Raw genomic sequence first — 4,182 nt, 5'->3', positions numbered from 1 at the left:
ACGCCGCCTCAACTCCCGATAACTCATTTCGCTAACGGCCTCTCGCCGCATCCCGGCCCGTTGCGCCGCGCTATTTGGCTGTAGCGTCGCAGCCATCACTTGCCCTTCGCCCGGCAATTATACGCCTTGCGAAATCCCGCGGCCTGGGCGTCTTCCTCGGTGCAAAACCAGCGATCCGGCTCCGTCGTGCCGGGGTAGCTGCGACAGCCCTGCAGGTGATAGACGCCGACATTGCCGGTGACCCGGGCGCGCACGGCCAGTTTTCCCTTGATGCTGCAGCCTGGCGGCATCACCGGATGCTCGGGGAACAGCACCGCGCGAATCTGCAGGTCCTTGTCGCTCCTGCAGGAATCGCCGAGCAGGGCGCCGTCCTTGCGTCCGCGGCGGAATTCGTAAGGCGCGGCAAAGCAGCCTTTCCAGAGTCCGAGTTTCTGGTCCCTGGCGCCGGCCTCGTCGTCCTTGAACCGGCCCCTGGCGTAGGGTTCGAAGTTCAACGCAAACCCCTGGCGGACAATGAGCTGGTTCAGGGTGGCCTTCTCGCCCTCGACGGTGCAAATCCCGATATGCCGGCTCTTGTAAGGGGCAAGCCCGAGGTCCTCGCAACGGACCGCGCGGCCGCGGATCAATTTGACCAGCTGATCGCGCGCTTCGACGCCGCAGGCCCATGGGTCGGCGTGCTCGTCGATGCACATCTGGTCGAGCTCGGGCGCATCGATGCTGTCGAGACGGTAGGTTATGCCGGCCACCTGAATGTTGCCGCCGTCCTTGACGACCGCGCTGGTAGCCCAGCTTGGGCCCGCCCAGAGAACTGCCAGTATCAGGATCAGGTAACGCATCCAGGCCATTGCCTCTGTTTGGTTTTGCGGTATTTCGGCAAACGTTACGGGAAGTCCGGGCATTGATCGAGGGGGTAGGTCGTCGAAAGCCTCGGGTGGCGCTAAAGTTGGGAATGCTACTGCATGGCTGTAGACGTCTCGACGGGCAGGGCCGACATGACCTCAATATACTTCGACCTCGATGGAACGTTGACCGATCCGAAGCCCGGCATCACGCGCTCGATCCAATATGCCCTCGGCAAGCTCGACCGGCCGATTCCGCCGGAAGATGAATTGACCTGGTGCATCGGCCCGCCGCTGCACGGCAGCCTGAAGAAACTGCTCGGCACCGACGAACTGGCCGGCAGGGCGCTGTTGCTCTATCGGGAGCGGTTCGCCGACATCGGCCTGTTCGAGAACGAGGTCTATCCTGGCATCGAGGACACTTTGTCCACCCTGGCCAGGTCGGGCCGGCGCATGTTTGTCGCGACCAGCAAGGCCCACATTTATGCCGAGCGCATTATCGATCACTTCAAATTGCGGGGCTATTTCGAACGCGTGTTCGGTGCTGAACTGGACGGCACGCGTTCCGACAAGACCGACCTTTTGGGTCATGCCCTGCAGTCCATGGGCGTCGACCCGTCTCAGGCCATGATGATCGGCGACCGCAGCTTCGACATGCTGGGCGCGCGAAACAACGGAATGACCGCCGTCGGTGTGCTCTACGGTTACGGCAGCGAAGCGGAATTGCGCGACGCGGGCGCGCATCACGTGTGCGCGACGCCTCGGGGAGTGCTCGATCATATCGGTCAGGGCTGTTGGAGGCCCGACCGCCGAAGCTCTTCCATTCCACCGGTTGACTGTGATAGAACAAAAAGAGAACATTGATTTCATCGAAGCCCTTGATTGGAACAACCGATGTCCTCCTCTTCACCAGCCAATGCAGCGGAGGACAACGGGCTGGAGACCGCGGTGGATCAGGCGATTGCGGCATGCGGGGGCGACATGCGATCCACCATCCGCGCCTTGATCGTTGCCAATGAATATCTGGAAGCCGAGGCGGGCGAACTGATGAAGGCGGTCTCCCATGCCTACACGCGCGGCAGATTCAATACCTATTCCGGGTGAGGCGCGCATAAACCGTTGCCTCCGTTCAGTTTTGCTGTACGACGGAACTGATAAATCATGCCCCGTCCAGCCGGCCCGCAGGGCTGGACCCCGCCCTTCGGTTGCAAGTAATAAATGGTCCCATGTTCAAACGAATTCTGATTGCCAATCGCGGCGAGATCGCCTGCCGGATCATCAAGACCGCCCGCCGCATGGGGATCGAGACGGTCGCGGTCTATTCCGAAGCCGACCGCGACGCGCTGCACGTCGAAATGGCCGACGATGCCGTCCTGATCGGGCCGCCGGCGGCGGCCGACAGCTACCTCGTGATGGAGAAGATCATCGAGGCCTGCCGCAAGTCCGGCGCGGAAGCGGTGCATCCCGGCTACGGGTTCCTGTCCGAACGTGAGGCCTTTCCGCGCGCGCTTAGCGAGGCCGGGATCGTCTTCATCGGACCCAACGCGGGCGCGATCGCCGCGATGGGCGACAAGATCGAATCGAAGAAGGCCGCGGCGAAGGCCAACGTCTCCACCGTGCCCGGCCATCTCGGCGTCATCGAAGACGAAAAGCATGCGGTGAAAATCGCCGACGAGATCGGCTATCCCGTCATGATCAAGGCTTCCGCCGGCGGCGGCGGCAAGGGCATGCGGATCGCGCATTCGACCTCCGAAGTCGCCGAAGGCTTTGGGCTTGCCAAGGCCGAAGCCAAATCGTCGTTCGGCGACGACCGCGTCTTCATCGAGAAGTTCATCGTCGATCCCCGCCACATCGAAATCCAGGTGCTGGGCGACAAGCACGGCAACGTGATCTATCTCGGCGAGCGCGAATGTTCGATCCAGCGCCGCAATCAGAAAGTAATCGAGGAAGCGCCGTCGCCGCTGCTCGACGAGACCACCCGCCGCCTGATGGGCGAACAGGCGGTGGCACTGGCAAAGGCGGTCAATTACGATTCCGCCGGCACGGTCGAATTCGTCGCCGGCCAGGACAAGAGCTTCTTCTTCCTGGAGATGAACACCCGGCTGCAAGTCGAGCATCCCGTTACCGAACTGGTCACCGGGATCGATCTCGTCGAGCAGATGATCCGGGTCGCCGCCGGCGAGAAGCTGGCGCTGGCGCAGAAGGACGTCACGTTGACCGGATGGGCGGTGGAGTCGCGGGTCTATGCGGAAGATCCGTTCCGCAACTTCCTGCCCTCGATCGGGCGGCTGGTGAAATACCGTCCGCCGGTCGAGAGCTTCCGCGACGGCATCACCGTGCGAAACGACACCGGCGTGCAGGAAGGCGGCGAGATCTCGATCTACTACGATCCGATGATCGCCAAGCTGGTAACTCACGCGCCGTCGCGCGCCGCCGCCATCGAGGCGCAGTCGACCGCGCTGGATTCCTTCTACATTGACGGCATCCGCCACAATATCCCGTTCCTGTCGGCGCTGATGAATCATCCGCGCTGGCGCGGCGGCAATCTTTCCACCGGGTTCATTGCCGAGGAGTTTCCCTCGGGGTTCGCGGTTCGCGTGCCTGAAGGCGAGATCGCCCGCCGGCTGGCGGCGGTCGGCGCCGCCATCGACCACGTGCTCGGCGAGCGCAAGCGGCGGATTTCCGGCCAGCTGACGGGAAGGGCGGTGCAGCGCGAGGGCCGCCGCGCGGTATGGCTGGAACGCAACGAAATCGCGCTCGATATCCTGCGCGAGGCCGATGGCATTGCGGTGCGCTTCATCAACGCCGACGGCACACAGGGCAATCCGCATCATATGGTTTCCACCTGGGCGCCGGGCGATCCGGTCTGGCAGGGCACCATCGACGGCCATCTGGTGGCGATGCAGGTGCGGCCGATCCCCAATGGCATTCGCCTCGCGCATCAGGGTTTCGAGGTCGCGGTCAACGTCTTCACCGAGAGCGAGGCCCAGGCGGCGCGGCTGATGCCGGTCGGCGTCAAGGCCGATACCGGCAAGAAGCTGCTGTGCCCGATGCCGGGCCTCGTGGTGTCGATCGCGGTCACCGAGGGCCAGGAAGTCAAATCAGGCGAAACCCTGGCGGTGGTGGAAGCCATGAAGATGCAGAATGTGCTGCGCGCCGAGCGCGACGGCACCGTAAAGAAGATTCACGCCGCCGCCGGCGCGACGCTGGCGGTCGACTCGCTGATTCTGGAATTCGCGTAATTTTCCGTCATTCCGGGGCGGCTCGCAGAGCCGAACCCGGAATCCTGGGATTCCGGGTTCGATGCTGCGCATCGCCCCGGAATGACAAACAGAGGTGCCAA

4 protein-coding genes are annotated in these 4,182 nt (G+C 63.2%); 3 read left to right on the top strand and 1 reads right to left on the bottom strand.

The window, feature by feature from the left end:
• Nucleotides 1–95: 95 nt before the first annotated feature.
• Entirely contained in the window at nt 96–845 is a 750-nt protein-coding gene (locus Q8N40_RS20915) for a thermonuclease family protein (protein ID WP_305319650.1), read from the bottom strand.
• Nucleotides 846–992: 147 nt separating this feature from the next.
• On the opposite strand from Q8N40_RS20915, the gene Q8N40_RS20910 reads away from it, so the two are divergent.
• The 3 genes from Q8N40_RS20910 (at nt 993) to Q8N40_RS20900 (ending at nt 4,081) form a co-directional block, all read left to right on the top strand.
• Nucleotides 993–1,703 carry an HAD family hydrolase gene (locus Q8N40_RS20910; protein WP_305713146.1) on the top strand — a complete coding sequence of 237 codons (711 nt, stop codon included), beginning with the start codon at nt 993–995 and terminating at the stop codon, nt 1,701–1,703.
• A 30-nt stretch (nt 1,704–1,733) separates the two neighbouring features.
• Nucleotides 1,734–1,943 carry a hypothetical protein gene (locus Q8N40_RS20905; protein ID WP_305319651.1) on the top strand — a complete coding sequence of 70 codons (210 nt, stop codon included), beginning with the start codon at nt 1,734–1,736 and terminating at the stop codon, nt 1,941–1,943.
• Between the two features lie 122 nt (nt 1,944–2,065).
• Nucleotides 2,066–4,081, top strand: coding sequence for an acetyl/propionyl/methylcrotonyl-CoA carboxylase subunit alpha (locus Q8N40_RS20900; protein ID WP_305319652.1), 2,016 nt, complete (start codon nt 2,066–2,068; stop codon nt 4,079–4,081).
• Nucleotides 4,082–4,182: the final 101 nt, after the last annotated feature.

This window comes from Bradyrhizobium sp. (assembly GCF_030693485.1).
GTDB lineage: Bacteria > Pseudomonadota > Alphaproteobacteria > Rhizobiales > Xanthobacteraceae > Bradyrhizobium.
Note: the sequence above shows the minus strand (reverse complement) of the source record. Positions and strands in the feature narration are given on the sequence as shown.

Coding starts and splice junctions, on each gene's coding strand:
- Q8N40_RS20915 (WP_305319650.1), bottom strand. CDS start 845: ATGGCCTGGATGCGTTACCTGATCCTGATACTGGCAGTTCTCTGGGCG.
- Q8N40_RS20910 (WP_305713146.1), top strand. CDS start 993: ATGACCTCAATATACTTCGACCTCGATGGAACGTTGACCGATCCGAAG.
- Q8N40_RS20905 (WP_305319651.1), top strand. CDS start 1,734: ATGTCCTCCTCTTCACCAGCCAATGCAGCGGAGGACAACGGGCTGGAG.
- Q8N40_RS20900 (WP_305319652.1), top strand. CDS start 2,066: ATGTTCAAACGAATTCTGATTGCCAATCGCGGCGAGATCGCCTGCCGG.